Source organism: Halomonas sp. G11, from assembly GCF_001663515.1.
Taxonomy (GTDB): domain Bacteria; phylum Pseudomonadota; class Gammaproteobacteria; order Pseudomonadales; family Halomonadaceae; genus Vreelandella.
The window spans coordinates 68,188-94,896 of sequence record NZ_LYXG01000042.1 but is presented as its reverse complement, the minus strand read 5'-3'; the positions used below and the strand labels follow the sequence as shown (position 1 = coordinate 94,896).

Below are 26,709 nucleotides of genomic sequence, written 5' to 3'. Positions count from 1 at the left end.
CCCAGTAAGGCTGGGAGTACGCCTTTTATGGCCGATACTCCTTCATTAGCGTAACTGCCTGATAGAGCCTGCTAAACTATCAGCATTACACAGAAAAGGTGACGTCATGAAAGGTGATCCGAAAGTAATCGAGCATCTCAATATTGCACTTGGCAATGAGCTGGTCGCCATCAATCAGTACTTTTTGCATGCTAAAATGTATAAAGACTGGGGCCTGCAAGCACTTGCCAAGTGGGAATACGATGAATCCATCGAAGAGATGCAGCACGCCGACAAGCTTATTGAGCGCATCCTGTTCCTCGAGGGCATTCCCAACCTGCAGGACCTGGGCAAGCTGCACATTGGCGAAAACGTCAAGGAAATGCTCGAGTGTGACCTGAAAATCGAGCACGATGGTCGTAACGACTATATTGAAGCCATCACCTACTGCGAAAGCGTCAAAGACTACGTAACGCGCGACATGCTGCGCGATCTGCTTGCTGACGAAGAAGATCATATCGACCACATCGAAACAGAGCTTGGCTTGATCGACAAGGTGGGTATTCAGAATTACATGCAGCGCCAGATGCAGATGGCAGGCGACGAGTAATCGCTTGAATTGAGCCAGCTTAACAACTGAGCCAATCGCACAACGCAAAACGGGCAGCCATCATTGGCTGCCCGTTTTGCTTTCCGCTAGCTACAAGCTACAAGCGTTATTCACTGTCGTCAGAGGCTTCTACGATGCCGCAGCCCACGCGGCTTCCGCCCCCACCCAGTGCTTCAGGGTCATCCGAATAGTTATCGCCGCCTTCGTGAATCATGATGCTGCGGCCTTTTATATCTTCGACACTCAAGCGCGGCGCGAGGACAGGCAGCGTGGCGTTGCCATCTTCATCCACGATAAGCACGGGTAAATCACCCAAGTGGCCGTCTTCGTAGGGCCCTTTATGGCTGCCTGTTTCTTCAGGGTCATAATGGCCCCCGGCATACAGTCCCGCGGTCATGTGCCCGCTGTCGTTTTCCTGAGCCTCGCAGCTTGGGTTCTGGTGTACATGAAAGCCGTGGGGGCCAGTCTCCAGATCGCTGAGGTCAGGCGTCAACAGCAGGCCATGTTCAGTGTCTTCCAGCGTGATGCTGCCGATGGACTCGCCGACGCCTTCGGGGCTGATTTTATGCATTCCTACATCCATGCTGTCGTTAGCCTGAGCAGCAGAGACGAGCAGTAGAGAGGCGGAAAGACCGCCGAGTATTGCGGCATAACGCATGATGATGTCTCCTTTCCTGATCCATGGAAATTATCGCGATTAGGTACTTACTTAAAGTAGCTGCATGAAGGCTAACCTGCCAATCTCTTCGTCCACGGCTTTCCCCATTGCGTGGATGACAACGCCTTGCCAAGCCGCGACAATGGCACCCTGCCATAGTGACTCGTTATGATTACCCGGGAGCGTTATGACGCCACTCAACATCCTCTATCAGGATGAGCATCTGGTTGCGGTACATAAGCCGTCAGGACTTTTAGTCCACCGTTCGGCGCTGGCGCGTGGAGAAACCGAATTTCTCCTTCAGCGGCTGCGTAATCAGCTTGGCAAGCGCGTCTACCCGGTGCATCGGTTAGACCGGCCCACCTCAGGCGTGATGGTGTTTGGCTTATCCTCCGAGGTTGCCGCTCTGCTCAGCGACGCCTTCAGCGAGCGTCAGGTGGAGAAGCGCTATTTGGCGGTAGTCCGCGGTAAAGCGCCGGAAAGTGAGCGTTTGGACTATCCGCTCCGGGAAGAGGATGGCACACGCCCCAAGGCGGAAATGCCCGCGATGCCAGCGATGACCGATATTCGCCGTCTGGATAGCGTCGAACTACCGGTGCAGGTCGACCGTTACCCCGTGGCGCGTTACTCGCTGGTCGAGGCGCGGCCACTGACCGGGCGACGCCACCAGATTCGCCGCCATCTGTCACGGCGTGGCTACCCCATCATTGGTGATGCCAAGCACGGCAAAAGCGTCCACAACCGTTTTTTTGCCGAACAGCTAAGTGCTCCCCGGTTGCTGCTGGCCGCGACCTATCTGGCGTTTGACCATCCGCTGTTCGACAAGCGCATTCAGCTTGGCTGTGCCTTGGATGACACCATGAGCACGCTGCTTGATTACCTTGGCTGGTCGGGTCACCTGCCACTGGACAGTGTGCGCACGCCGCCTGTCGGCACACCATCCGCCCTTCTAACATGAGTGTGGGAGACACTATGTCGTCTGCGGACTACGATTTTCGTTTCGGCGGGATTCGCCGCCTCTATGGTCAGCGTGCCGCGGATGCCTTTCGCCATGCCCACGTGGTGGTGGTAGGTGTTGGTGGTGTGGGGAGCTGGGCAGTCGAGGCGCTGGCGCGCTCGGGCATTGGCAAGCTGACGCTGATCGACCTGGATGACGTCTGCGTCTCCAACGTCAACCGCCAGCTTCACGCCCTGGATGGCACCATTGGTCAGCCCAAGGTGGAAGTGCTTGCCGAACGCTGCCGCTTGATTGCTCCAGAAATCGAGATTGTGGCCGATACCGCCTTCGTCACACCCACCAACTTGGCCGAGCGGATTCCTGATGACGCTGACCACGTGGTGGATGCCATCGACAGCGTGATTGCCAAGGCCGCGCTGATTGCCTGGTGCAAGCGGCGCAAAATCCCGATTACCGTTACCGGCGCGGCGGGTGGGCAGACCGATCCCACGCGTATTCAAGTCGCTGATTTGACGCGCACCGAGCACGACCCGCTGTTATCCAAGGTGCGCTCGCGATTGCGCCGGGACTACGGCTTTTCCCGTAACCCCAAGCGGCGCTTCTCGGTGGAGTGTGTCTACTCCGACGAGCAGTTGATCTATCCCGGCGCCGACGGCGAAGTCTGTCTGCAAAAGCCGGGCAGCGGTGAGGCCACACGCTTGGACTGTGCCTCGGGCTTCGGTGCCGCCACTTTTCTGACCGGCACCTTTGGCTTTGTCGCCGCCTCCAAGGTGCTTGAGCGACTTGCCAAAAAAGCCAACCAGCCAGTGACTCAAAAGGAAGCTTTATGACCGCCCCCGTCCCCGGTATTTACCGTCATTACAAAGGCAGCCTTTACGAAGTGCTCGGCACTGCCCAGCACAGCGAAAGTGAAGAGGCGCTGGTTGTGTATCGTGCCCTGTATGGCGACTACGGTCTCTGGGTGCGCCCGCTTGAAATGTTTATGGAAACAGTCACCAAAGAGGGCCAGACCCAGCCCCGTTTTGCGCTGGAAAAAGCGTTTTCGTGAGCGCTATTGCTTATATTCTTTAATCAGCTATCTTTATAACCTTTATTGCATGGCGTCAACATTGAGGATATAAGCATGAAGACCTTCGCGCTTTCCCAGCACAAGGGAGAAGGCACGCCGGATGTCGCCGGTTTTTTTGATCCACGCACCTTCAGCGTTCAGTACGTAGTGAGCGACCCGGCTACCCAGCAGTGCGCGATTATTGACCCGGTGCTGGATTTTGACGAGAAATCAGGTGCAACGGCGACCTTTAGCGCTGACAAGTTACTGGCTTATATAGAGCAAGCAGGGCTTTCGGCCGCCTGGATTCTGGATACCCATCCCCACGCCGACCACTTCTCGGCGGCCCACTATTTACAGGAAAAAACCGGCGCGCCCACCGCCATAGGCCAGCACGTCACTAAAGTACAGGCGCTGTGGAAGGATATCTATCACTGGCCGGAAATGCCCAACGACGGCCGTCAGTGGGACACGCTGTTTGCGGAAGGTGACACGTTTAAAATTGGCAAGCTGGACGCCCGCGTGCTGTATTCGCCAGGCCACACGCTGGCCTCGATTACCTATGTAATCGGCGATACGGCTTTCGTTCATGACACCCTTTTCCAACCTGATTTTGGGACCGCCAGGGCGGACTTTCCCGGTGGAAGTGCCAAAGCGCTATGGGATTCCATTCAGCAGATTCTCTCCTTGCCCGACCATACTCGCTTGTTCACCGGTCACGACTACATGCCCGATGGCCGCGAGCCTCAGTGGCAAAGCAGCGTCGCCGAGCAGCGGGCGCACAACCCGCACTTGGTGGGCATAAGCCAGGATGACTACATTGCGCTGCGCCACAAGCGTGACAGCGAACTCCCCATGCCCAAGCTGATTCTCCACGCGCTGCAGGTCAACACCCAAGGCGGCCGCCTGCCGACGCCAGAGGCCAACGGCAAGCGCTACCTGAAAATCCCGCTGGATGCACTGGAAGGTGCGGCCTGGGAGTAACGTCCACCGATAGTCTGATGGGTACGTTTTACGGTAGGCTACTGGCTAACTGTTTTACTTTTCCGCCAAGGAACGGTCATGCCCCCGACATCACCGCAACAAACGCTCAAGGACGTCTTCGGCTTTGACGACTTTCGTGGCGGCCAGCAGGCGGTGGTGTCAAGAGTGCTGGAAGGGCACTCCACGGCGGCGATTTTCGCCACCGGCGCGGGGAAGTCGCTTTGCTACCAGCTCCCGGCGCTGCATCTGCCGCATTTGACGCTGGTGGTGTCGCCGCTGCTGGCGCTGATGCAGGATCAGCTCTCGTTTCTAACCCGCCACGGCGTGGCCGCCGCCAGCATTGACTCCACCCAGGACCGTGACACCACCCGGGATGTGGATGTGATGGAACGCGCCAAAAGCGGTGAGCTGAAAATCCTGATGATCTCGGTGGAGCGGCTCAAGAATGAGCGCTTTCGCCACTTTCTACGCCAGGTGCGTATTTCGCTTATGGTGGTCGACGAAGCTCACTGCCTATCTGAATGGGGGCATAACTTCCGCCCCGATTATTTGAAGCTGCCGGACTACCAGCGTGAGTTTGCCATTCCCCAGGTGCTGCTGCTCACCGCCACGGCAACGCCCGCGGTAATTGCGGATATGCGTGAGAAGTTTGCCATTGATCAGGATAACGTCATCACCACCGGCTTTTACCGTTCCAACCTTGAGCTGCTGGTGGCACCCGCCATGGAGGATCGCCAACAGCAGTTGATCGAGTGGCTGAAACCGCAGATGCAGCCGGGGCGCGAAGCACCGACGATTATCTATGTCACCTTGCAGCAAACCGCTGAGCGAGTGGCGAGCGCGCTGACGGATCAGGGCATCGCCGCCCAGGCGTACCATGCGGGATTGGATTCCCGGCGGCGGGATGAGATTCAGGGCCAGTTCATGCGCGGTGAATCGCCCTGTATCGTGGCCACCATTGCGTTCGGGATGGGCATCGACAAGGACGATATCCGCAACGTGGTTCATTATGACCTGCCCAAATCCATCGAAAACTACAGCCAGGAGATCGGGCGAGCGGGGCGCGACGGTCGTCCTTCCACCTGCCTGACCATGGCGGTACGCGATGGCTTGCGGGTGCTGGAAAACTTTGTTTACGGCGATACGCCTGAATACGCAGGCATTTATCGCCTGCTGGAAGAGATCGCTGCGGCAGGCCAATCGCCAGACCGCCAGTGGGAAGTGCTGCTCAATACGCTCTCCCGCGACACCAATATTCGCCTGCTGCCGTTGAAGACACTGCTGGTGCGGCTGGAAATGCACGGCATTATTGCCCCGCGCTTTGCGTTTCTCGCCGAGTATCGGCTGCGTTATCACATGGAGCCAGAGGCTCTGGTGGGCCGCTTTCAAGGCGAGCGCGCGGCCTTTGTGCGTTTGCTGGTCGATAACATTCCCATCGCCCGTACCTGGGGAACGGTGGATTTTGAGCGCCTGCACCGTGCGGGGCAGGCCCAGCAGGTTGATGCCTCCCGTGCCCGAGTGATCACTGCGCTTGAATACTTCCAGGACAAAGGCTGGCTGACCCTTGAAGGCAAGCGGATGACCGATGTCTACGAGGTGCTCCAGTCGACCTTTTCCGTTGAAGTGCTGGCGAGCCAGTTATTTGACGAATGCCGCCATCGGGAGCGGATGGAGATCGAGCGGCTACAGTCCATGCTGGCGCTTTTTGAGTCGAGGAGTTGTCTGACGCGGCGGCTGGCCGAACATTTTGGCGATAGCACTTTTGATGCGCCACCCGACACCGAACAGGGCCGCTGTGGCCACTGCTCGGTGTGTTACGGCCATCCGGTAAAACTGCCGGAGGCCACACCACCGCCCGAATTAACCGCTGCTGATTTTCAGCGCTATGCCACGCCGTTGATTGAGCGCCACACCACGCAGTTTGGCCGGCCGCCCAGTGCCCAGCCGCTGGCGCACTTTCTATGCGGTTTAACCATGCCGATATTCACACCGCTCAAAGCTCGTGGCCTTAACGGCTTCGCGGTTTTTGAGCAGCGGCCTTACCCGGAAGTGCGCCAGTGGGCTGAAAGGTATTTAGGCAATGTCGGCTAGTAGTGAGGGGCTACTCCCAGTAATGATATAACAATAAAGAGGTGATGAAAAAAGATGTGTTTTTCTGACGTCTTCATCAAGCGCTTCATCAGCAGTCGTCAGCGCTTATATTGTGTCGGGCAATAGCCGCGGAGGACATCCGGTGAGCGCAGGCCGGCATGCTTTGTTGCCCGGCCAGTGACGCGTTTGCGCCATAAACGAAACGAGGCCGGTTTGAGTTGGTGGCGCATCACCTCGATCACCTCCGGCTCGGCAAGGCCGTAGAGGGTTTCAATGGCTTCAAATGGCGTGCGGTCTTCCCAGGCCATCTCGATGATACGCGACTGTTCGTCGTCGGGCAGGCGGCGAAAGCGTTTGACGGCAGCTTTGGGCATGACGATACCTTTTAGAGTTCACGGGAAGTGATAGTCAATGGGGAGTGTTAGGGCGTATGCAGATTGATTGGCGGCGTTTTATGGCGGCCCAGCGCAAAGCGTCGATGCAAGCAAAAAGTGTCAAACTAACCCCCAGCACCGGGAGGGCCATACCCAGCGCAAGGGCAACGCCGACAAGCCCAAGCTTTGTACCTGGCGGCAGCAAAGCCCAGGGTTCGCTGACGGTAGGGAAACGATGACTGCTTGAACGGGATACGCGACGCCACCACAGGGTATAGCCCCACACAACTAGCACAACGATGCCCGCTGCGAGAACGCCAAGTACAAGTTGATTGATGGTGCCAAACAGTACCCCCATGTGCAGGTCGATTCCCCAACGTGTCAGCTTTGCGGCCAACGGAAAGGTGGCGAAGTCAGTCCTGTCGATAACGGCCATCGTGCGGGGATGCAGTGCTACCTGATCCACCTGGGTCGGCCAGCGACGGTCTATCTCAGCGACGCGCCATGCCTGATCAGGTGATGTCGGCGGTGTGATTTGCAGGCGGTCGGCCTCAAGCCCTGCCTGCCGCGCCGCGTGCAATGCGTGGTCAAAGGTAATCAGGGAAACAGCTGGGGCCTGAGTGTTAGCGGTTTGGGCATGCCCCCGGTGCTCGGCGTGCTCGTCATTTTGGATGGTGTCGCCAGCCCTCAGATCGGTCGAGACACTGGGCGTGTTCCAGCCCCAGGTATGGCGAAGCTCGGCGATATTGCCGCCCGCCCACTGCGACCAGGTCAGCCCCGTCGCCGAAAACAGCAATAGCCCTGTGGTCAACACCACACCCAGGGTGGCATGACGTTTGGCAAGTCGACGCGGGCCCTGTGTGGCGTTCAATGCGTGTCTTCGGTTGAGCCATAGCACGATGCCGCCCAGCGCCATCACCCATAACCAGGAGGCAGCGAGCTCGCTGTAAAGGCGGCCTGTATCACCCAACAGAAGCTGGCGATGAAACAGGTCGATAGAGGTGCGCAGCGGTAAAATACCGCTGGTGCCGTAAACCTTGGTCTCACCGGTGATATTGAGGGTAACGGGGTCAACGAAAACGGCGTTGTGCTGAGAGGGGGCAAGTACCGGGTCGCTGAACATGATACGTGTGGTATCGCCAGGTTCGGGGGCCGGGCGGACCGCATCGGGGGAGGCGGCGCTGTCCAGATAATCTTGGGCTGCGGCAATCTGGGCTCTTAACGGCTGTACGTCCCCTTGTTGGGTGCCTTTTAATGCGTCCTGGTAGACCCAGGCTTCCAGCGCAGGGCTGATAACATAAGCAATGCCAGATAGAGCCGCGACAAGAATGAACGGGCCCACAAACAGGCCAACATAAAAGTGCAGCCGACTGATTAACGACATCAGTGGTTTGCTGAATAAAGAACGCCGAGCCATGGCAGAACCTGGGTAAGAAAAGTCAGCTCGCATGGTAGGCGAGGGTGTTGGCAGGCACCAGTAAAACAGGGCGACATAGCGTCGCAATGAGACATGTCACTCGGGTTTGGCGGCTAACAGGGCACGAAACAAGCCGTTCATCAGGACCGGTTCGTCATGGCGGATCTGGAACCCTGCCTGGGTAAGCAATGGCGCCGCTTGGCGGGTGATATCGGTTGCGAGTATGGATGTCACTATATTAACCAGGCGTCGACTAGTCCCTGCTGGCTGGCCGTCGGGCTGGAACTTGTCCATCACGCACAGTTGACCGCCAGGCCTGAGTACACGGTAAGCTTCGGCCAGCCCTTGCTGGGGTGTGGGCATAACCGCGAGCAGTAAATGCATGACGACCACATCGAAATGCTCGTCTGGGTAGGTTAGCGCTTCAGCATCCATTACATGGCAAGTGACATCGCGCTGATAGCGATGGGCACGACGCGTGGCGCGCTTGACCATCGCGGGCGTTAGATCGGTTAAATGAATTTCCAGCTCACGAGGGATAAAAGGAAGGTCTAACCCAGTGCCAGCACCCACCAGCAATACGCGCATACCAGGTTCCCAGTCCACCTGACCCAGTGCCACCCGTCGGGGCCTGCGAAAAGCACGATTGGCAATCGCATCGTAAAGGGGTGCATAGGCGGTATAGCGTATGCGGTTCCAGGCGGCGGTGTTGAGCATAGATGCCCTCACTGACATGCAGCGTCGATCAATTACCTATAGCACGAATGAGTAGAGGTCACCAACAAGTGTGGGGTTTTTGGCAGGTGCGATTTTACATTAGTTTTATGAAGTTATTGTTTAAATCCTGATAACCGGTTTTTTATATTCTTTTTATAGAATTTTTTATGACCGGTTTTAGTTCACTCTTTATTGTTAAAGCGGTTTGTTAGGTTTTCGAGTATATCAAGTAAAAGCTGGCGATCATCTGTATCGAGGGGTTCCAGAAGATGCTTTACGCGACTTGCCTGGTCGTCCAGGTGAAAGCTGGCTTGCCCTAATAACAATGCGGCCTCGCAGTTGAAGATTTCTGCCAGTTCCAGCAGTCGGATGATGTTGGGAATCACTCTCCCGCGCTCTATCCGCGAGACAGCTTCATTGCCAATGCCCAAGCGCTCAGCCACTTCTTCCTGGGTCAGTCGACTGCGAATTCGCTGCTTGGCAATTGCTCTGCCAATGTTGCTAGCTAGCCGTTTCTGTTCAGTTTTGTTCACAGTGTCCTCCGTATAGACCTAAATGGTTGAGGATCAACCTATTGACATGAAGGACTGTTTGGGTTGAATATCAACTTTTCTGGTTGATATAAAGCAGAATAGAGAGTTTTTGATAGCAGCATATGCCGGGAAAATCGGCAGATGGCAAATTTAATTTTTTTGATCATTTAATTAAAAGTAAGGTTTGGTGTTTTTAGTCAGCTTTTTTGAGGTAAATTAAAGCTAATTCGCGGTTTTTATAAATTGTCGTAGGTGGTTAAGTGGCCATTGAATGATGCCAAGATACGGTCAGCTTTAGACACAAAGCGGGTTTAAGCCCTGCCGTTGGAAGCGGCGGGTTGCGGTTTATAACGTAATACATGAAGTTTTTACTCTACTAGCGAATGGTTCAGGGATGATCACACCGCAGCCGTATACAGCCTTTGGCGAGCAGACGTGGCGTACCTGACGGATTTCAAGGCGTTAATATCATGTCTTCTACTAAGGCTCCAGTGGTTTTTAGGCAGTTGGCTGACAGCTTGACCTCTGTCAGTGAAAACAGTTTTTTTTATCATCTGGTAAAAGCACTTTCGGACATCCTGCGCGTTGACCATGTGCTATTGGCACGGTTTGATTCTCAGCGCGGTATCGCAACGCCCTTGGCGTTCTGGACCCATGGGGCGCTTAGCGAGCTGGATGTGTACGCGGTGAAAGACACGCCCTGCGAACAGGTCGTGATGCTATCCCGCTGGCATACTCCTTCAGGGTTAATCGACCGCTTCCCGAACGACACTCGGTTGGAGGCGTTATCGGCTGAAGGCTATTGGGGCATGGCGCTGCAGGCACCCGATGGCACTTGCCAGGGAGTGCTTGCCATCATGCACTCCTCACCGCTGGAGCTACCTGCCTACGCTGAAGAAATCTTGCGGGTCATCGCGATATTGGGGGGCACTGAACTTGCCCGCCAACTCACCCAGGATAATGTTCAAGTACGTTTACGCAGAAAAAAACGCGCATTGCGGCTAATGAACCGGCGGCACGATTTATTAATGCATACCGGTAGCGAGCAGCAGTTGCTGCAGGCGGCGTGCAGCGTGGCGGTGAGTGTCGGCGGATACGCGGGCGCCTGGGTTACCGCATTAACGCCTGAAATGGGATCAGACGAGGCGTTATCCATAGAGGCGATGGCGGATGAAGATGGCGAGGCCGCTTCCTGGCTGAGCCCCGCCCAGCTTTTTATTTCCCGTTACTGCAAAGGACTGGCCGAGAGAGCCCTGCAACATAATCGCTCTATCGTCATTGAGCGCCCCAATGATGAAACGTTGCCTTCAGGGGTTAATCAGGCCCTAAGCGCGTTGGGGGCTGAACAGGTCGTTGCCTTGCCGCTTCAGTATGCCGATAAGCAGTACGGCGTAATGACGCTTTATCATCGACAGCCTGGCATGCTGAACGTCGATGAAATGCAGTTGCTGGAAGAACTGGCTGATGAAGTATCGTTAGGCATCTATAGCCGTCGTCAAAAAAAAGCAGAAAAGCGTATCCAGCATGCGGTAACAAGAATTGCGACAGCTGTTTCCGCCAGTAATGGCGAGGCGTTTCTTCATCAGCTCACGGTGCACATGGCCGAGGCCTTATCGGCAGAAGTCGGGTTTATTGCGTTGCTGGATGAACAGGATACCGATTTCGCTTGTACATTAACGCTATATGTAGAAGGCCAGCTCCAGGAAAATTTTGCCTATTACCTGCCTGGGGTGCCTTGCCACAGGGTAATGGTCGAACAGGAGTGCATTGTTCATAAAGATGCCGCCATCATGCTTCCCGGTGAAACGAACGGGGCGCTGAGTTGGGTCAATGGTTATGTAGGGAGGCGGTTGGATAATAGCCATGGTCAACCGATGGGGCTTATTGGCGTGATGTTCAAAGAGCCGCTGGCTGACGTGGATATCGTACGTAATGTGCTGCAGATATTTGCAGCCCGGGCCGCGTCAGAGCTTGAGCGCCAGGAAGACGAAAACCGTATAAGGCAATTGGCTTTTAATGATTCGGGCACGCAGTTACCCAACCGAGCGGCTTTCATGCGCCATCTTAAGCATGTGCTCACTGATGCCTCAGCCCCGGGCATGGCACTGTTAATTCTGGACCTTAACCATTTCAAAGAGATCAACGACACCGCCGGGCACGATTTGGGGGATATCGTCCTTCAAGAAGTGGCAAGTCGCTTGGCGGCCTCATTGAAGGACAACGAGTATCTGGCGCGGCTGGGGGGTGATGAGTTTGTTGTGGTCTGCCCTGCCCGCGATGAGGCCGATGCACTGGCAAATGCCCGACGATTGTGTGAGTGCATTGAGCCTCCTTTCAACGTTTACCAGCAATCCTTCGAACTCACGGTCAGCGTGGGTATCTCGCTTTACCCTCGGCATGCGACAACGCCTTTGGATCTTCTGAAGGATGCCGACATTGCCATGTATCAAGCCAAGCGCCAAAAGCTGCCTGTTTGTGTCTTTGAGCCCTGGATGGAGTGCGAAGTCGCTGAGCAGTTGCAGATAGCCAAACGTCTTTCCAATGCCATTGCAGAAAAACAGCTACGCCTGCATTTTCAGCCTCAGGTCGACCTTCGCGATGGACAGTTAATCGGCGCGGAAGCGTTATGCCGTTGGAATGATGAAGAGCTAGGCGTCGTTTCACCCGGCAGGTTTATTCCCATTGCCGAAGAACGCGGCATGATGGTGGCGCTGGGTAACTGGGTTATTGAAGAAGCCTGTCGGCAACTGGCGCAATGGCATCAACAGGGCCTGCGGCTGCCGGGGCAGTTGGCGATCAACATTGCGGCCGACCAGTTTGAAGACGGTGATCTGGTAACGTCACTACTGGACTACTGTCAGCAGTTTCAGGTGGAAGCCTCAATGCTCAGCCTGGAAATCACCGAAAGCGGTATCATGGTGAATCCCGAAAAAGCCATTGCCATGACCAAAACCCTGAAAGGCAAGGGGTTGGGGTTGGCGATTGATGACTTTGGTACAGGGTATTCGTCGTTGGCCTATTTAAAGCGCTTTGCCGCCGACAAAATCAAGATCGATATCTCGTTCGTTCGCGACATGCTCACCAGTGATAATGACCGCGTTATTGTCGAGACGATTATTGCCATGGCCACCACCTTGGGGCTCGAAACGATTGCGGAAGGTATTGAGCATGCCTCCCAGGCCGAAGCGCTACTGGCGATGGGGTGTAACCAGGCGCAAGGCTACTATTTCGACCGGCCGCTACCCGCCGACCAGTTTGCTGAACGCTGGCTTATGGGCGCTCAGCGTTTGTGAGGGGCATTCACCAAACTGTTGCTTGTAGTCATGGGCGAACTGGCCCAGATGCCAGAACCCCCAATAGGTGGCAATCTCGGTCACCGACTGGTCAGGGGCTGCGGCCCGCAATGCCCGCCTTACCCGGTTGAGCCGGGTAAGACGCAAAAACTGCAGCGGGCTGATGCCAAGAATGGTGGTGAAACTGTATTGCAGCGTGCGTCGGCTGACATGGGTCAGTTCACACAGCGCCTCCATGGTGACCGGCCCTTCCAGATGTTCGTCAATGTAACGCTTAACGCGGTCGACCACTTCTTTTCGATGGGCATAGCTGGGTGGTGCTTCCTGGCAAGGCTTTTCGGCCTGCAGTAATTCAAGCAGCGCCATCAAGAAAATATCTCGATGCAGTCGTTCGGCAATTGTGCCTTTCGGGTTAACCACTAACTTTTCCAGCAAAAACGTGACGGCACTCAGGGTGTCATGGGCCACATGGCGGCGCGGTACTTGCTGCCATCGCTCATCCAGCGTAATGCCCTGTTGCGCTGCGGCGGCGTTCAGCGTGGGCAAGTCAACCACCAAGCCATAAATATCAAACGCATCTGGGGTGACGAGTTCAAAGTCGTGGCCGCCTGGTCGACACATGACCTCATCGACGTTCAGCGCCTGTCCGTTAATGCGCGACCCTCGCGTTAATGGCGGTATGCCAATCCACAGCGAGTTGGGCCACACGCAGCAGTCTTGACGCAGCGCTTGGCCGGTGTGCTCTTTAAATACCTGCATACCGGTCAGCTCGATTTCATCCAGCCGACCATAAAATCGGCCAGGGCTTAACTGGTCGTATTGCTGCTGCCAGCGCGTCAGGTTGTTGGCGTGCTCATCAGCATCGAACGCTTCCTGAATGCATCTTTTTGGTGCATGAGCGCTGCCAGACGAGTCCATAATCAACTCCTTGGTGGCTGTTAGGGGACGCTAATTGCCCTGTTCTTTTATGCATCTATTTGTTTTTGCTTATATTGTTGAGTCTTTGGCGAGTTTGCCAAAACTCGATACTTCCCATTAAGGGTTAGCGCTAAGGTAGAAACAAGCAAGTTTCGTACCTTGGCGCTTTTTTATAGCGCCTCATTCCGCCAAAAGGAACGCTTTATGGCACAAGCCTATCACTCCACGGTGGGGAGCCGCAGCTACCGCTTCGCAAGCCTGGCCGAGTTGATGGCCAAAGCCACGCCGCCCCGTTCCGGCGACCGCCTGGCCGGGGTAATGGCGGAGAGCGCCGAAGAGCGCGTCGTCGCCCAAATGGTGTTGGCGGAGCTTCCGCTCACTACCTTCCTGAACGAAGCCTTGATCGCCTATGAAGACGACGAGGTCACCCGGCTGATTATGGATGAGCATGATGCCGCCGCTTTCGCTCCCATCAGTCATCTCACCGTGGGCGACTTCCGGAACTGGCTGCTTTCCGATCACGCCACCAGCGACGTACTCGCGGAAGTGAAAGCAGGGATTACTCCTGAAATGGCCGCCGCCGTCAGCAAGCTGATGCGCAACCAGGATCTGATTCTGGTGGCCAAGAAGTGCCAAGTCACCACGGCGTTTCGTAACACCATTGGCCTGCCGGGGCGGCTCTCGACAAGGCTCCAGCCTAATCACCCCACCGATGACGTCACCGGTATAGCCGCGAGTATTCTCGATGGCCTGTTATACGGCAGCGGTGACGCGGTCATTGGCATCAATCCAGCCACTGATAACGTCGCCCAGAGCGTCAAGCTGATGCGCTTGATGGACGAGGTGATCCAGAAGTATCAGATCCCCACCCAGTCCTGCGTACTGACCCACGTGACGAACACGCTGGAAGCGATCGAGCAGGGCGCCCCGGTCGATCTGGTGTTTCAATCGATCGGTGGCACCGAAGCCACCAATCGCAGCTTTGGCTTTGATTTGAGCACCCTCGCCGAAGCCGAAGTGGCGGCCCAGTCACTCAACCGTGGCACGGTGGGGCGTAACTTGATGTATTTCGAAACCGGGCAGGGCAGCTCGCTGTCCGCCGATGCCCACCACGGGCTCGACCAGCAGACCTGCGAAGCCCGCGCCTACGCGGTGGCGCGCAAGTTTAATCCGCTGCTCGTAAATACCGTGGTGGGCTTTATCGGCCCCGAGTACCTGTTCGACGGCAAGGAGATCACCCGTGCCGGGCTGGAGGATCACTTCTGCGGCAAGCTGCTGGGCGTGCCCATGGGGTGCGACGTTTGCTATACCAACCACGCCGAGGCTGACCAGAACGACATGGATAACCTGCTCACGTTACTCGGCGTGGCGGGCTGCAACTTCATCATGGGCATCCCCGGCTCTGACGACATCATGCTCAACTACCAGACCACTTCCTTTCACGATGCGCTTTACGCCCGGCGAGTGCTGGGGCTAAAGGCGGCGCCGGAGTTTGAGCGCTGGCTCGAAGAGATGCAGATTTTCCAGGATGTCAGTACCCACCGGCTCAACGACCAGTTGCCCGCCGCCTTTGCCAACAGCCTGCGCCACCTGCCAAAGGAGCCTCGCCATGGTTGATAAGCCAGCATCGCCTATCGTCGTTGAGAACCCCTGGGAGCGGTTGAACGCCTTTACCGATGCGCGGATTGGCTTGGGGCGCGCGGGTGTCAGCCTGCCGACCAGCAAGCTGTTGGCCTTTCAACTGGCCCATGCCCAGGCCCAGGACGCCGTTCACACCCCGCTGGATGTTGACGCGCTGGCCAGCGAGTTAACAGAGGCGCTTGAGGTATCAGAGGCCCCCATACGCTTACATAGCCAGGCCCAGGATCGCGCCATGTATCTGCAGCGGCCCGACTATGGCCGCCGCCTCAACGAAGAAACGCGTGAACAGTTGCAGCAAGCCGCTGCCTCTCAGCAGCGCTATGACCTGGCGGTGGTAATCGTCGATGGGCTCTCTGCGCGGGCCGTTCAGCAGAACAGCGTGCCGTTTCTTAGCACGCTGTATCAGATGTTCAAAAGCGATGCTGCGGATTGGCAGTTGGCGCCGCTGACCATTGTCGAGCAGGGGCGGGTGGCGATTGGCGATGAGATTGGCGCACTGCTGAACGCTGACGCCGTGCTGGTAATGATCGGCGAACGGCCGGGGCTCAGCTCGCCGGACAGTCTCGGGCTGTATATGACCTGGGCGCCGGCACCAGGCCTCAGGGACGACCGGCGCAACTGTATTTCCAACGTGCGCCCGGCCGGGCTCGCGGTCGAAGAGGCCGCCCGGCGCTTCTTTCTGCTCTTGAAAGAGGCTCGCCAGCTCAAAGTGTCGGGGGTCAAATTGAAAGACCGTAGTGAAGACGATGTGCTGGAAGGAGACGCCGCACCCGGCTCAATTCGCAACTTTCTGGTCGCTGATTAACGACCTTGGCGAACGCCAATAGCCTTATCAAAACGGCCATATAACAACACATTTAACAACAGACGTATCACAACAACGACGTAACAATTCTCCCATAACAATATGGAACGCAGTAAGCAGCACATAGCAAAGCACGCCGCTGACGACACTTTCGTTCCACACCATGAGGGCAAAACGATGACACAACCATCAGTTGATCAGGCGTATTTGGCGAAACGTCAACTGCGTAAAGGGACTGCCGGCTGGATGCTGCTGGCGGGGCTAGGGGTTTCCTATGTTATTTCCGGTGACTTTGCAGGCTGGAACTTCGGTATCGGCGAAGCGGGCTGGGGCGGCTTTGCGATTGCCGCCTGCTTGATGGCGCTGATGTATCTTGCGCTGGTGTTATCGCTTGCGGAAATGTCCGCCGCGATACCCGCGGCGGGCGGCGGTTACAGCTTTGCTCGCCAGGCCATGGGGCCGGCCGGTGGTTACCTCACCGGGCTTGCGGTATTGATCGAGTACGCCCTGGCTCCGGCGGCGATCGTGATTTTTATCGGTGCTGCGGTGGAGTCATTACTGGGCATTAACGGCCCGCTGGTGTATCTGCTGTTTTATGCCGTGTTTATCGGTATTCACCTTGCGGGGGTGGGTGAAGCGCTGAAAGTCATGATGGTGATCAGCGGCCTGGCGGTGTTCGCCATTATCGCCACCGCCGTGGCGCTGATCGGCAATTTTGACGCCGCCAACCTGTTTGATATCGCGCCCACCGATGCCGCAGGCGCGAGTACCTTTATGCCGTTTGGCTGGTACGGTATCTGGGCGGCGCTGCCGTTCGGCATGTGGCTGTTCCTGGCGGTAGAAGGTGTGCCCCTGGCAGCGGAAGAAGCCAAGGACCCCGCCCGGGATATGCCCAAGGGCATTATCGGCGCGATGCTGTTTCTGCTGTTCACCGCCTTGTTGGTCGTGGTGCTGCTCGCCGGTGCCGCGGGCGCCGAGATGATCGGCCAAAGCGGGGTGCCCCTGGTGGATGCGCTGAATGCAGCGGGTAACCCAATGCTTGCCACCCTGGTCAACGTATTGGGCCTGGCCGGTCTGATTGCCTCCTTCTTTTCGATCATCTATGGCTATAGTCGCCTGGTATTCGCGCTTTCCCGTGCAGGCTATATTCCTAAACCGCTATCGCTGACCAGCGAACGCAAAGTCCCTTATCTGGCGCTGATTGTGCCCGGTGTGTTTGGCTTCTTGGTGTCACTCAGCGGCGAAGGCGATCTGATTCTTGGTATGGCAGTGGTGGGAGCGACAATCTCTTACGCGCTGATGGCGCTGAGCCACATCATGCTGCGAGTCAAACAACCGGATCTGCCGCGGCCTTACAAAACCCCTGGCGGCGTAGTGACCTCAGGCATTGCATTGGTGCTCTCGCTGGTGGCGCTCACGGGCGTATACGCCTTCGATCCCCGCGCCTTTAACTACACCATCGTGCTCTTCATTGCCGGGGCGGCCTACTACTTCCTCTACAGCAAGAATAAGCTGGTGGCTAAAACCGCGGAGGAGGAGTTTGCGCTGGTATCCACATCGCCTGAGGAACTGGACGCAGACGAACCCGCACCGGTGGCTGCTGCCAAGCTGTAAGCAAGCCGACGATTAAGCTACTGTAAAAAGCCCTTGGCGGTTATGACGCCAGGGGCTTTTCTTACTCACGAGCCGTTGCGAGATGGTCTTATGAAGCTGACCTTTAATGATCCCAGCGAACAGCAACGCTGGTACGCCGTCGATGATGGCGTGATGGGCGGCCAATCCCGGAGTCAGTTCAGTGTTGTCGACGGTGAAGGGCGCTTTCATGGCGAGGTATCACTGGAAAACGGCGGCGGTTTTGCCTCCGTTCGCCGTGAGCCCCACGATTTTGAATCAACGCTGGCGGATGCCCAGGGTATAGCGCTGACAGTGCGCGGCGATGGACGCACCTATCAGCTGCGCCTGAAAAGCACCTCACTGAGGGATGCGTCTGCTTACCGGGTGAAATTCACACCCGCCACGGATAGCTGGGAAACCCTGCACTTTTCATGGGCGGCTTTCGAGGCCGTCCGCCGGGGCACACTGCTGACTGACGCACCGCCTATCAAGCCAGCGGATATTACCCAGGTGGGTTTTCTGATCGCCGACCGAACCGACGGACCCTTCTGTTTACGGGTAAAATATATCGAATCGTTATGACTCAGGCTTTGGGGTTTCCACCAAGGTCGCCTCGTATGTAGTTTGCCGTTGGGTAACGCTAGCTAAAATCGACTGGAGGCCAGCCTGTGAAACTTTCTCCCGCGTATCGCCTAGCGGCCACTATTCTGCACGGCTTTGACGAGTACCGTGCGCGCTTCAAACAGATCACCTTCGACGCCAGTCGCCGCTTTCGCGAGGCGGCATGGCGCGATGCCCAGCAGGCGTCGGCGGCGCGTATCAACCTCTACGGCGAAAAGGTGGAGGACACCCTGGGGCGCTTGCAGCGTACTTTTCCCCAAGATGTACTGGCCCACTGCGAAACCTGGGGCGAAGCACGTCACCATTACGCGGAATTGATCAGCCAGCGGCTCGATTACGAACTGGCCGAAACCTTTTTCAACTCACTGTTCTGCTCGATTTTCCAGCACCGCCACATCCGCAACGAATGGATGTTCGTGTACAGCTCCCGCGACGATGCCGCGCATCGCTCGGGCATTGAGCTCTGCCGTCGCTACCCGGTGAATGGTGACTGGCCAAACGCCCTGAGGTGGGCGCTGGAAGAAGCCCCGTTTGATAACCCCTTTGCCGACCTTGAGCGTGATATCGGGCTTGGAACGGCGCTTCTTGAAGCGCAGTTGCCCGCGGCGATCTTGCAGGCCGAGGATGCCCAGGTAGAGCTTTTGAAAAGCGTTTTCTACCGCAATAAGGGGGCTTATCTGGTGGGGCGGATTCTGGGCGGTGGTGAGCAGGTGCCGCTGGTCCTGCCGATCCTGCACGGTGAGGGATTTGGCGAGAAGCAGGGCGGCGACCCTTGTCTGCATCTGGACACGGTGCTTACCGAGACCGACGAAGTGTCGATCATTTTCTCCTTCACGCGGGCCTACTTTCAGGTGGATGTGCCGGTGCCCGGCGAGTTTGTCGACTACTTGAAACAACTGATGCCCCATAAGCCGGAAGGCGAGCTGTATGCGGCGATCGGCTTCTTCAAGCACGGCAAGACCGAGTTTTTCCGTGCCCTGAACCAACAGGTCGCCAAGCGCGAGGACAAGTTCATCATTGCCCCTGGCGTGCGTGGCATGGTGATGGCGGTGTTCGTGCTGCCGAGCTTTCGCACCGTGTTCAAAATCATCAAGGATAAATTCGATCCGGCCAAGGATGTCACCCACGCCGTCGTGCGCGAAAAGTACCGGCTGGTAAAGCGCCACGACCGGGTAGGCCGAATGGCGGATACTCAGGAATTCTCCAACTTTACCGTTCGCAAGGATCACTTTGAGCCCGAGTGCCTGGCGCATCTTCTCGAGGTGGCGCCCTCAATCGTATCGCTCAAAGACGACAAGGTGATCATCAAGCATTGCTATACCGAGCGGATGATGACGCCGCTGAATATTTACCTGGAACAGTGCAGCGAGGCCGAGCGCGAGACGGTGCTCAAGGATTACGGCAACGCCATCAAGCAAATGGCGGCAGCGAATATTTTTCCCGGTGATATGCTGCTCAAGAATTTTGGTGTGACCCGCCATGGTCGGGTGATCTTTTACGATTATGATGAGGTGTGTTACATCACCGAGTGCCGGTTTCGGCATATGCCAAAAGGCCAGGGAATCGATGCCTCCAGTTTGTCGATCGGGCCCAACGATATTTTCCCTGAGGAATTTGGCCCCTTCATGTTCGCCAATAAAACGCTGCGCGATATGTTCATGGACCAGCACCCTGAGCTCTTCGACCCTGACTACTGGCTGGAAGTACAAAAAGCGATTCGCGATGGCCGGGTCATTGATGTCTACCCGTACCGCAACAAGCAGCGTTTCGCGGGTACCGTGGGCCAGCTGGTATATTAGGAGACACACTAGGCAATCACGACGAGGACACTATGGCAGACGCCCCACACTTGGTGGTATTCACCGGTTCAGGTATCAGTGTCGAGAGCGGGATAAAAACCTTTCGCGCCAGCGATGGCCTGTGGGAAGAGCACCCTGTAGAGGAGGTGGCGACGCCGGAAGGCTGGCGGCATGACCCCGAGCGGGTGCTGGGGTTTTATAATCAGCGCCGGGAACAGATTCGTCGCGCCAAGCCTAATGCCGCCCATAAAGCGCTGGCGGCACTTGAGCAGGAGGGCTTCAAGGTCAGTGTAATTACCCAAAACATTGACGACCTCCACGAACGGGCGGGGTCGCGCCATGTTTTGCACCTGCACGGAGAAATCCTGAAGGCACGTTCCTCGGTGGATCCACGGCTGCGTTATCCGCTGCCCAAAGGCGGCATTGAGATGGGCGATATCTGCGACAAGGGTAGCCAGTTACGCCCGGACGTTGTCTGGTTTGGCGAATCGGTACCGCTGTTTGAAGACGCCTGCGAGATCGCAAGCCAAGCGGATTTTTTCCTGGTAGTGGGCACCTCGCTTGCCGTGATGCCTGCCGCGTCGCTGCTGTCCTACATTGAGATGGAGACGCCCTGCGCACTGGTCGACCCCGATGCGGATGCGTTAACCCCGCCGGGCGTGCTGGCGATTAACACCACCGCCGGTGAAGGCGTTCCGGCGTTGGTCAACCAGTGGCGCAAGCAGGGCAATCTAATGCTGCCTTGAAAATTATAGGCTTAGCTGGATCGGTACAGCCTTCTGCGGGGGCGCTGTGAACCCATCCCTGGGCGCTACTTTCGCCATCTGACCGCCATGGATGGCGGAAATGCCGGAAAGGTATGGAACATTTTCCGGCCTTGGCGAAAAACCCCCGCATAAGGCTGATCCCGATCCTGCATTTAGGGATCACTTTTGATGTTATTGAGCCCTTAAGAACCAGGCCTTCATGACGTCGGTGATCTGTACCATCTCTGTTTCAGAGGTAATGTAGGCGGGCATGGTGTAAAGCCAGCGGCCGATGGGGCGTAGCCAGACGCCGCGTTCGCGGGCGAAGCCTGCAACGCCTTTCAGTGCTTCAGCGGAGTGCGCTTCAATCACCGCCGTGGCGCCGAGTATCCGGACGTCGGCCACCGCCGGGTGCGCGTTGAGCGCGGGGTCTTCCAGCAGCTCGCGGCGCAGCCATTGGTTGAGCGTGGCGATCTTGCCAAGGTAATCCTCTTCCTCAAATACCCGCAGGCTTTCCAGCGCCACGCGACAGGCCAGCGGATTGCCCATGAACGTCGGCCCGTGCATGAAGGCGTGGTGCTCGCTGTCGCCGATAAAGGCGTCGTGTACACGGTTTGTAGCAAGCGTCGCGGCGTGGCCCAGATAACCGCCGGTCAAGCCTTTGGAGAGCACCATGATATCCGGTGTAACGTCTGCGTGGTCCGCGGCAAACAGCTTGCCGGTGCGACCGAAGCCAGTGGCCACTTCGTCAAAGATCAGCAGTACCCCAAATTCATCACATAGCGCCCGCGCGCCGCGCAGGTAGTCCGGCGAGGTCATGTTGAGTCCGCCAGCGGCTTGCAACAGCGGCTCCATCAGCAGCGCGGCGATCTCATCATGGTGGCGCTCAAGCACCTCACGCAGAGCACTCAGATCGTGTTCCACCTGCTCGGGAGTGGCGTCATAAGGGGCGGTGGGCGCCGGGGCAAAATGGTGTTTGGGTAGCAGGCCCGTAAACAGACCGTGCATGCCTTCTTCCGGGTCGCACACCGCCATGCAGCCAGTGGTGTCGCCGTGATAAGCCTTCATCAGCGAGAGCATCCTGCGCTTGCCGGGATTGCCGGTGAGCACTTGGAACTGCAAGGCCATTTTCATCGCCACTTCCATGCCCACCGAACCGCTGTCCGAGTAGAACACGTGATTCAGCCCGGTGGGGGTGATACGCACCAATTCACGGGCTAACTGATCCGCGGGCTCATGGGTCAAGCCACCGAGCATCACATGGCAAAGCTCACCGGCCTGCTCGCGGATGGCTGCCACCAGGCGCGGGTGGCCGTAGCCGTGAATCATGCACCACCAGGAGCAGGTGGCATCCAGCAGGCGTTCACCGCTCTCGAGTACAAAGTGAGCGCCGTCCCCGCCCACCACCTTGGGCGCCGGTGTTTGATGTTTGAGATCGGCATAGGGGTGCCAGACAGGCGAGGTCATAGGGGCTCCAGCGGGCGTAACGGTGGCAGGGAAAGGAACGGCTGTGCCGTTTCAGGCGAAGGCTGTTCGAGATGCGGGATAACCCCCAGGCAGGGGGCCGCTAAGGTTCGCTTGAGCACGTCAAGGTTGTCAGCAAAGCGGGCCGACTCAGCGGCAAAGTCCGGGTCGACCACGCTGCCCACCCAGCCTGCAAGCGTCAGGCCGTCGGCGACAATGGCCTCGGCGCTGAGTCTGGCATGGTTGAGGCAGCCCAGCTTCAAGCCGACCACCAGAATCACCGGTAGGCCCATGGCGCAAGGGATGTCGCAAAAATCTTCGCGGTCGTTGAGCGGTACCCGCCAGCCGCCCGCGCCTTCGATCAGGCTCAAGTCCCGCGGCGTTTGCGCAAGGGTCGCGCTAACTGTTGTCACAATATCGCCGAGGTTAAGCGCTTGGCCTGCCTCGCTTGCGGCTAAGTGCGGCGCAATGGCGGGCTCAAACGCCCAGGGGTTGACCGTTGCGTAACTGACCGGCGGCATGCTTTGTACCTGCAGCGCCAGGGCATCACTGTTGCGCAGGCCTTCGGGGGTGACGCGGCTGCCCGAGGCGACGGGCTTCAAGCCCAGCGTGGTGAGTCCCTGCGCACTGGCAGTCGCTAACAGGGTGCTGGTCACCAGGGTTTTGCCCGCATCGGTATCAGTGCCGGTAACGAAGTAGGCGCTCATGACGGTTTTTCCAGTTGCAGGGTAAAACACAGGTAGCTCACCGGCAGGCCCTGGGGCTCCCGCAGCGTTTCAAAACGCTCGCGGGCAGCCTTCAGCTCGCGGCGGGTCAGACGCCGGGCATGGGGCCTTGAGACCTGTGCACCGACGCCCTTGATGGAGGCCATCACGGCGTTCAGGTCGGGGTAGTGGAACCTGCGCCGCTCGACCTGCTGATGAATAGGCGTCAGGCCGCTTTGATCAATGGCACGCGCCAGCTCATTCCGTTCGGGCGTTTGCAATAACGCCTCGGGGCGTTGCCAGGCATGGGCGACTTCGGCCAGCGTACCGGGCAGTAGTGTCATGAGATGGGCCTGGCCGCCGGGAGCAAGCACCCGCTGGAGTTCGTTCATCACCGCGCCGGTATCGCGGCACCACTGAATCGCCAGGTTGGAAAATGCCAGATCAAAGGATTCTGCGGCAAAGGGGAGCGCTTCGGCGTTGCCCAGCTGCCAACGAATATGGTTGCCGTAGCGGGCCTGGGCTTCGGCCAGCATGCCGGGCGCAATATCCAGTCCTGTGACGTGAGCATGGGGATAGCGCGCGGCAAGCTGCTGGGTCCAGTAACCGGTGCCGCAGCCCATATCCAACAGGCTCAACCCAGCGGTATCAGGCAAGGTGGCCCAAAGCGTGTCGCCGATATGTCGCTGGGCGTTGGCCAGGGCATCGTAGCGCGGGGCCGCGCGGGAAAACGCATGCGCGACGCTGGCCTGCCAGTTTGTCGGGGGCGGCGAGGTAGCGGTCATGCTCATGGTTGCTCCTCGACGGCAAGTATCGCCTGCGCCGCGAGCGACTCAGCCAGTTGAACGGGTTGGGAGAGCATCGGGCAATGCCCGGCTTTCGCCAGCGTTGCTGCCTTGTTCCGGACCGACGTGCCGACCAGCGGGTCGTGCTCGCCGATCAAACGCTTCACCGGGCAGGGGGCATTGTGTAGTCGCTGGCTGTTATCGATGGTGGCCAGCCAATCAAGCCCCTGGGCGAGCGTGCTGCGGTTAGCGCTGGGGGTATCACCCAGAAGCGCCCGCAGCTGTCGGTGGGCCTGGCGGGCGTTGGGTTCGCCCTGCGTTTGCCAGCGTAAAAAGTGCCGCCAGGTGGCGTTAGGGTCACGGGCAAAGGCGTGCCGAAAACTGGCAAGCTCTGACGAGGTGACGCCATCATTACTGTAAAACCGTTCGCCCACGCCGATCAGTATCAAGCCACGCGGTGGGGGGAGGTGATCAAGTAGCGCTGTGGCCAGTAGTCCGCCCAGTGACCAGCCGACCCAAATGGCATCGCCGGGCAGTTGTCTGGCCATGGTGCTGGCTAACTGATCCAGTGTGGCGTTGTCGGGTAGGGCTGGCGCATCGCCGTAGCCCGGCCAGTCCACGGCGTGGGCTTCGACCGATGCGGGCCAGCAGCCCTCGAGTGGCTGCCAGATGCGTTGATCAATGCCCCAGCCCGAGAGGAGGACTAGGCGTTGTGAGGATGGGCGTGGCATCTTGCCTCCTCTTGCTGACAGAGCTTTAAACCTGCCAGTAGACGATCAATGTCGCAGCGGGTATGGCGGGCGCTCAGGGTGATGCGCAGACGCGCCTCACCCTTGGCAACCGTGGGTGGGCGAATTGCGCCGACCTGCAAGCCATGCTTGGCAAGCGTTGCCGACCAGCTCAGGGTACGGGCTTCGCTGCCCAATAGCAGTGGCTGAATCGGGGTCGTCGACGTGCTTAGCGGTAGCCCCAACTGCAACGCCTCGCGGCAGAAGTAAGCGATGTTGGCGTTGAGATAGTCGCGGTGTTCGGGTTCACCCTGAACGATTTCCAGAGCTTGTAGGGTGGCGGCAGCAATACTCGGCGGCTGGGCGGTGGTATACACATAGCTGCGGGCAAACTGGGTGATATGCTCGATCAGCGCGGCATCCCCGGCGACAAAGGCACCGGCGGTGCCGAGCGCTTTGCCCAGGGTGCCGACCAGGATAGGTACCTCAGCGCTGCCCCAGAGAGTGCCCACGCAGCCGCTGCCATTGTCGCCCAGCACCCCGACGCCATGGGCATCGTCGATCATCAGCCAAGCGCGGTGCTGCTGGCTCACCTGGGCCAGCGTGGCAATATCCGCCACATCGCCATCCATGCTGAACACGCCGTCGCTGACCACGAGCTTGTGCGGACACTCACTGCGGGTGAGCAGGCGGTTCAGGTCGTGGGCATCACGGTGATGAAAGCGCCGCGAGCGGGCGCCGCTGAGCGTGGCGCCATCCAGCAGTGAGGCATGGTTGAGGCGGTCTTGAAATATCGCCGTGTCGGCGTTGGCTAACGCCTGCAACACACCGAGGTTGGCCATATAACCGGTAGAAAACAGCAGGGCGCGCTCCCGGCCCGTCCAGCGTGCCAAGGCGTTCTCCAGGGCCTCGTGAACCGCCAAATGACCGCTGACCAGATGCGATGCACCGGCACCTGCTCCATAACGACGCGCCCCCTCCGCCTGGGCCTCACACACCCTTGGGTCCTGGGCCAGGCCCAGGTAGTCGTTACCGGCAAAGTCGAGCGTACCCGCTGCCACGATTTGCCGGGTCCGCCAGCGTCGGGTCTGCTGGCGGTTGAAACGGGCCTCGGCCAAACGCTGACGCCACGCATCAGACACTGGCGTCGACCGCAAGCTCGGCCACGCGTTCTGCGCGGGCATGTTGTTCGGCCTGCTGGGCCAGGCGCTGGGCGTGAATCGCATCATCTTCGCAGGTTTCCCGGCGCTCCGGATGAAGGCCGAGTTTGGCGAAGAGCGCACGGTCAAGATCGGCCTGGGGATTGCCGGTGGTAAGCAGTTTGTCGCCATAGAAGATCGAGTTGGCACCCGCCAGGAAGGCCAGCGACTGGGTGGATTCGCTCATCTGCTCGCGACCGGCGGAGAGCCGGACGTGGCTTTGGGGCATCATGATGCGCGCCACGGCAATGGCGCGGATAAATTCGATAGGGTCCAGGTCTTCGACGTTTTCCAGCGGCGTGCCGGGTACCTTGACCAGCATATTGATCGGTACCGATTCCGGGTGCGGTGACAGCTTGGCCAGTTGCTGCAGCAGTGCACTGCGGTCCTGAGCCTCTTCACCCATGCCGAGAATGCCGCCGGAGCAGACTTTCATGCCCGCCTCGCGCACGGTGGCCAGGGTATCCAGCCGGTCGCTAAAGGTGCGGGTAGTGATGATCTCGCCGTAAAAGTCGGGCGAGGTGTCCAGGTTATGGTTGTAGTAATCGAGCCCCGCCGTGGCCAGGCGGCTAGCCTGATCACTATCGACCATACCCAGTGTCATGCAGGTTTCCAGGCCCAGGGCTTTGACCTGGCGGACCATCTCTTCCACCAGCACCAGATCCTTATCCCGCGGGCTGCGCCACGCCGCGCCCATACAAAAACGACTGGCGCCTGCTGCTTTCGCTGCCTTGGCCTGTTCGACGACTTTTTCAACTTCCAGCAGCTTCTCTTTTTCCAGCTGGGTGTTGTAGTGGCCGGACTGGGGGCAGTACTTGCAGTCTTCCGGGCAGGCGCCGGTCTTGATCGACAGAAGGGTCGAAATCTGCACCGCGTTGGCGTCAAAATGCGCGCGGTGCACCTGCTGGGCTTGGAACAGCAGGTCATTGAAGGGCAGCGCAAACAGCGCGTTGATCTCGTCCAGCGTCCAGTCGTGGCGAGGGGCGGCAGTCTGGGTATTGGCAGCAGTGGCGGTCACGGGTA

Annotated in this window: 25 protein-coding genes; 13 read left to right on the top strand and 12 right to left on the bottom strand. The window is 58.1% G+C overall.

The window, feature by feature from the left end:
• Window positions 1-106: 106 nt before the first annotated feature.
• On the top strand, window positions 107-589 hold the full coding sequence (bfr, locus tag ADS46_RS16845; RefSeq protein ID WP_066321954.1) for a bacterioferritin: 483 nt from the start codon (window positions 107-109) through the stop codon (window positions 587-589).
• Between the two features lie 106 nt (window positions 590-695).
• Here bfr and sodC read toward each other — a convergent pair whose 3' ends face one another.
• Window positions 696-1,247 carry a superoxide dismutase family protein gene (gene sodC / locus ADS46_RS16840; RefSeq protein ID WP_066321950.1) on the bottom strand — a complete coding sequence of 184 codons (552 nt, stop codon included), beginning with the start codon at window positions 1,245-1,247 and terminating at the stop codon, window positions 696-698.
• Between the two features lie 187 nt (window positions 1,248-1,434).
• Here sodC and ADS46_RS16835 point away from each other — a divergent pair, with 187 nt between their 5' ends.
• From ADS46_RS16835 to ADS46_RS16815, 5 genes are all read left to right on the top strand, one after another.
• Window positions 1,435-2,205 carry a pseudouridine synthase gene (locus ADS46_RS16835; RefSeq protein ID WP_066321949.1) on the top strand — a complete coding sequence of 257 codons (771 nt, stop codon included), beginning with the start codon at window positions 1,435-1,437 and terminating at the stop codon, window positions 2,203-2,205.
• Window positions 2,206-2,219: 14 nt separating this feature from the next.
• The gene (gene tcdA, locus ADS46_RS16830; protein WP_234346868.1) at window positions 2,220-3,035 is read left to right on the top strand and encodes a tRNA cyclic N6-threonylcarbamoyladenosine(37) synthase TcdA; all 816 of its coding nucleotides are present in this window, start codon (window positions 2,220-2,222) and stop codon (window positions 3,033-3,035) included.
• Window positions 3,032-3,253, top strand: coding sequence for a DUF1653 domain-containing protein (locus ADS46_RS16825; RefSeq protein WP_066321947.1), 222 nt, complete (start codon window positions 3,032-3,034; stop codon window positions 3,251-3,253). The genes tcdA and ADS46_RS16825 overlap by 4 nt, the downstream gene beginning before the upstream one ends.
• Window positions 3,254-3,328: 75 nt before the next feature.
• A complete protein-coding gene (locus ADS46_RS16820) occupies window positions 3,329-4,237 on the top strand; it encodes an MBL fold metallo-hydrolase (RefSeq protein ID WP_066321946.1) in 909 nt (302 codons plus the stop codon).
• Between the two features lie 78 nt (window positions 4,238-4,315).
• Window positions 4,316-6,328: a RecQ family ATP-dependent DNA helicase gene (locus ADS46_RS16815; RefSeq protein WP_066321944.1), complete on the top strand. Its 2,013-nt coding sequence runs from the start codon at window positions 4,316-4,318 to the stop codon at window positions 6,326-6,328.
• A 98-nt stretch (window positions 6,329-6,426) separates the two neighbouring features.
• On the opposite strand, the gene ADS46_RS16810 is transcribed toward ADS46_RS16815, so the two are convergent.
• The 4 genes from ADS46_RS16810 to ADS46_RS16795 all read right to left on the bottom strand — a co-directional run bounded on the left by ADS46_RS16810 (window position 6,427) and on the right by ADS46_RS16795 (window position 9,369).
• Entirely contained in the window at window positions 6,427-6,702 is a 276-nt protein-coding gene (locus tag ADS46_RS16810) for a TIGR03643 family protein (protein ID WP_066321942.1), read from the bottom strand.
• 34 nt (window positions 6,703-6,736) lie between these two features.
• Window positions 6,737-8,119: a PepSY-associated TM helix domain-containing protein gene (locus ADS46_RS16805; RefSeq protein ID WP_066321940.1), complete on the bottom strand. Its 1,383-nt coding sequence runs from the start codon at window positions 8,117-8,119 to the stop codon at window positions 6,737-6,739.
• Window positions 8,120-8,215: 96 nt separating this feature from the next.
• Window positions 8,216-8,836 (bottom strand): class I SAM-dependent methyltransferase, encoded by a 621-nt coding sequence (locus tag ADS46_RS16800; RefSeq protein WP_066321938.1) that lies wholly within the window; start codon window positions 8,834-8,836, stop codon window positions 8,216-8,218.
• 182 nt (window positions 8,837-9,018) lie between these two features.
• The gene (locus ADS46_RS16795; RefSeq protein ID WP_066321937.1) at window positions 9,019-9,369 is read right to left on the bottom strand and encodes a helix-turn-helix domain-containing protein; all 351 of its coding nucleotides are present in this window, start codon (window positions 9,367-9,369) and stop codon (window positions 9,019-9,021) included.
• 470 nt (window positions 9,370-9,839) lie between these two features.
• Here ADS46_RS16795 and ADS46_RS16790 point away from each other — a divergent pair, with 470 nt between their 5' ends.
• A complete protein-coding gene (locus ADS46_RS16790; protein WP_234346867.1) occupies window positions 9,840-12,662 on the top strand; it encodes a putative bifunctional diguanylate cyclase/phosphodiesterase in 2,823 nt (940 codons plus the stop codon).
• Here the strand turns inward: ADS46_RS16790 and ADS46_RS16785 are convergent.
• A complete protein-coding gene (locus ADS46_RS16785) occupies window positions 12,609-13,580 on the bottom strand; it encodes a helix-turn-helix domain-containing protein (RefSeq protein WP_066321936.1) in 972 nt (323 codons plus the stop codon). The two genes, ADS46_RS16790 and ADS46_RS16785, sit on opposite strands and share 54 nt — an antisense overlap.
• A 204-nt stretch (window positions 13,581-13,784) precedes the next feature.
• Here ADS46_RS16785 and ADS46_RS16780 point away from each other — a divergent pair, with 204 nt between their 5' ends.
• The 6 genes from ADS46_RS16780 to ADS46_RS16755 all read left to right on the top strand — a co-directional run bounded on the left by ADS46_RS16780 (window position 13,785) and on the right by ADS46_RS16755 (window position 20,806).
• Window positions 13,785-15,197 (top strand): ethanolamine ammonia-lyase subunit EutB, encoded by a 1,413-nt coding sequence (locus tag ADS46_RS16780; protein WP_066321935.1) that lies wholly within the window; start codon window positions 13,785-13,787, stop codon window positions 15,195-15,197.
• Window positions 15,190-16,026 (top strand): ethanolamine ammonia-lyase subunit EutC, encoded by an 837-nt coding sequence (eutC, locus tag ADS46_RS16775; protein ID WP_066321934.1) that lies wholly within the window; start codon window positions 15,190-15,192, stop codon window positions 16,024-16,026. The genes ADS46_RS16780 and eutC overlap by 8 nt, the downstream gene beginning before the upstream one ends.
• 177 nt (window positions 16,027-16,203) lie before the next feature.
• Window positions 16,204-17,640 carry an ethanolamine permease gene (gene eat / locus ADS46_RS16770; RefSeq protein ID WP_066321932.1) on the top strand — a complete coding sequence of 479 codons (1,437 nt, stop codon included), beginning with the start codon at window positions 16,204-16,206 and terminating at the stop codon, window positions 17,638-17,640.
• Between the two features lie 90 nt (window positions 17,641-17,730).
• Window positions 17,731-18,222 (top strand): CIA30 family protein, encoded by a 492-nt coding sequence (locus ADS46_RS16765; RefSeq protein WP_066321930.1) that lies wholly within the window; start codon window positions 17,731-17,733, stop codon window positions 18,220-18,222.
• An 86-nt stretch (window positions 18,223-18,308) separates the two neighbouring features.
• Window positions 18,309-20,060 (top strand): bifunctional isocitrate dehydrogenase kinase/phosphatase, encoded by a 1,752-nt coding sequence (gene aceK, locus ADS46_RS16760; protein ID WP_066321928.1) that lies wholly within the window; start codon window positions 18,309-18,311, stop codon window positions 20,058-20,060.
• 32 nt (window positions 20,061-20,092) lie between these two features.
• Window positions 20,093-20,806, top strand: coding sequence for an SIR2 family NAD-dependent protein deacylase (locus tag ADS46_RS16755; RefSeq protein WP_066321927.1), 714 nt, complete (start codon window positions 20,093-20,095; stop codon window positions 20,804-20,806).
• A gap of 192 nt (window positions 20,807-20,998) precedes the next feature.
• Here ADS46_RS16755 and bioA read toward each other — a convergent pair whose 3' ends face one another.
• From bioA to bioB, 6 genes are read right to left on the bottom strand one after another with little or no spacing between them, the layout of a single operon-like run.
• Complete coding sequence (gene bioA / locus ADS46_RS16750; protein ID WP_066321926.1) at window positions 20,999-22,273, bottom strand: adenosylmethionine--8-amino-7-oxononanoate transaminase; 1,275 nt, start codon at window positions 22,271-22,273, stop codon at window positions 20,999-21,001.
• Complete coding sequence (bioD, locus tag ADS46_RS16745) at window positions 22,270-22,977, bottom strand: dethiobiotin synthase (RefSeq protein WP_066321924.1); 708 nt, start codon at window positions 22,975-22,977, stop codon at window positions 22,270-22,272. Before bioD ends, bioA begins: the two co-directional genes overlap by 4 nt.
• The gene (locus tag ADS46_RS16740) at window positions 22,974-23,765 is read right to left on the bottom strand and encodes a methyltransferase domain-containing protein (RefSeq protein ID WP_066321922.1); all 792 of its coding nucleotides are present in this window, start codon (window positions 23,763-23,765) and stop codon (window positions 22,974-22,976) included. The genes bioD and ADS46_RS16740 overlap by 4 nt, the downstream gene beginning before the upstream one ends.
• A complete protein-coding gene (locus tag ADS46_RS16735) occupies window positions 23,762-24,490 on the bottom strand; it encodes an alpha/beta fold hydrolase (protein WP_066321920.1) in 729 nt (242 codons plus the stop codon). The genes ADS46_RS16740 and ADS46_RS16735 overlap by 4 nt, the downstream gene beginning before the upstream one ends.
• On the bottom strand, window positions 24,463-25,629 hold the full coding sequence (gene bioF / locus ADS46_RS16730; RefSeq protein ID WP_234346866.1) for an 8-amino-7-oxononanoate synthase: 1,167 nt from the start codon (window positions 25,627-25,629) through the stop codon (window positions 24,463-24,465). Before bioF ends, ADS46_RS16735 begins: the two co-directional genes overlap by 28 nt.
• The gene (gene bioB / locus ADS46_RS16725) at window positions 25,622-26,704 is read right to left on the bottom strand and encodes a biotin synthase BioB (protein WP_066321916.1); all 1,083 of its coding nucleotides are present in this window, start codon (window positions 26,702-26,704) and stop codon (window positions 25,622-25,624) included. Before bioB ends, bioF begins: the two co-directional genes overlap by 8 nt.
• Window positions 26,705-26,709 lie beyond the last annotated feature (5 nt).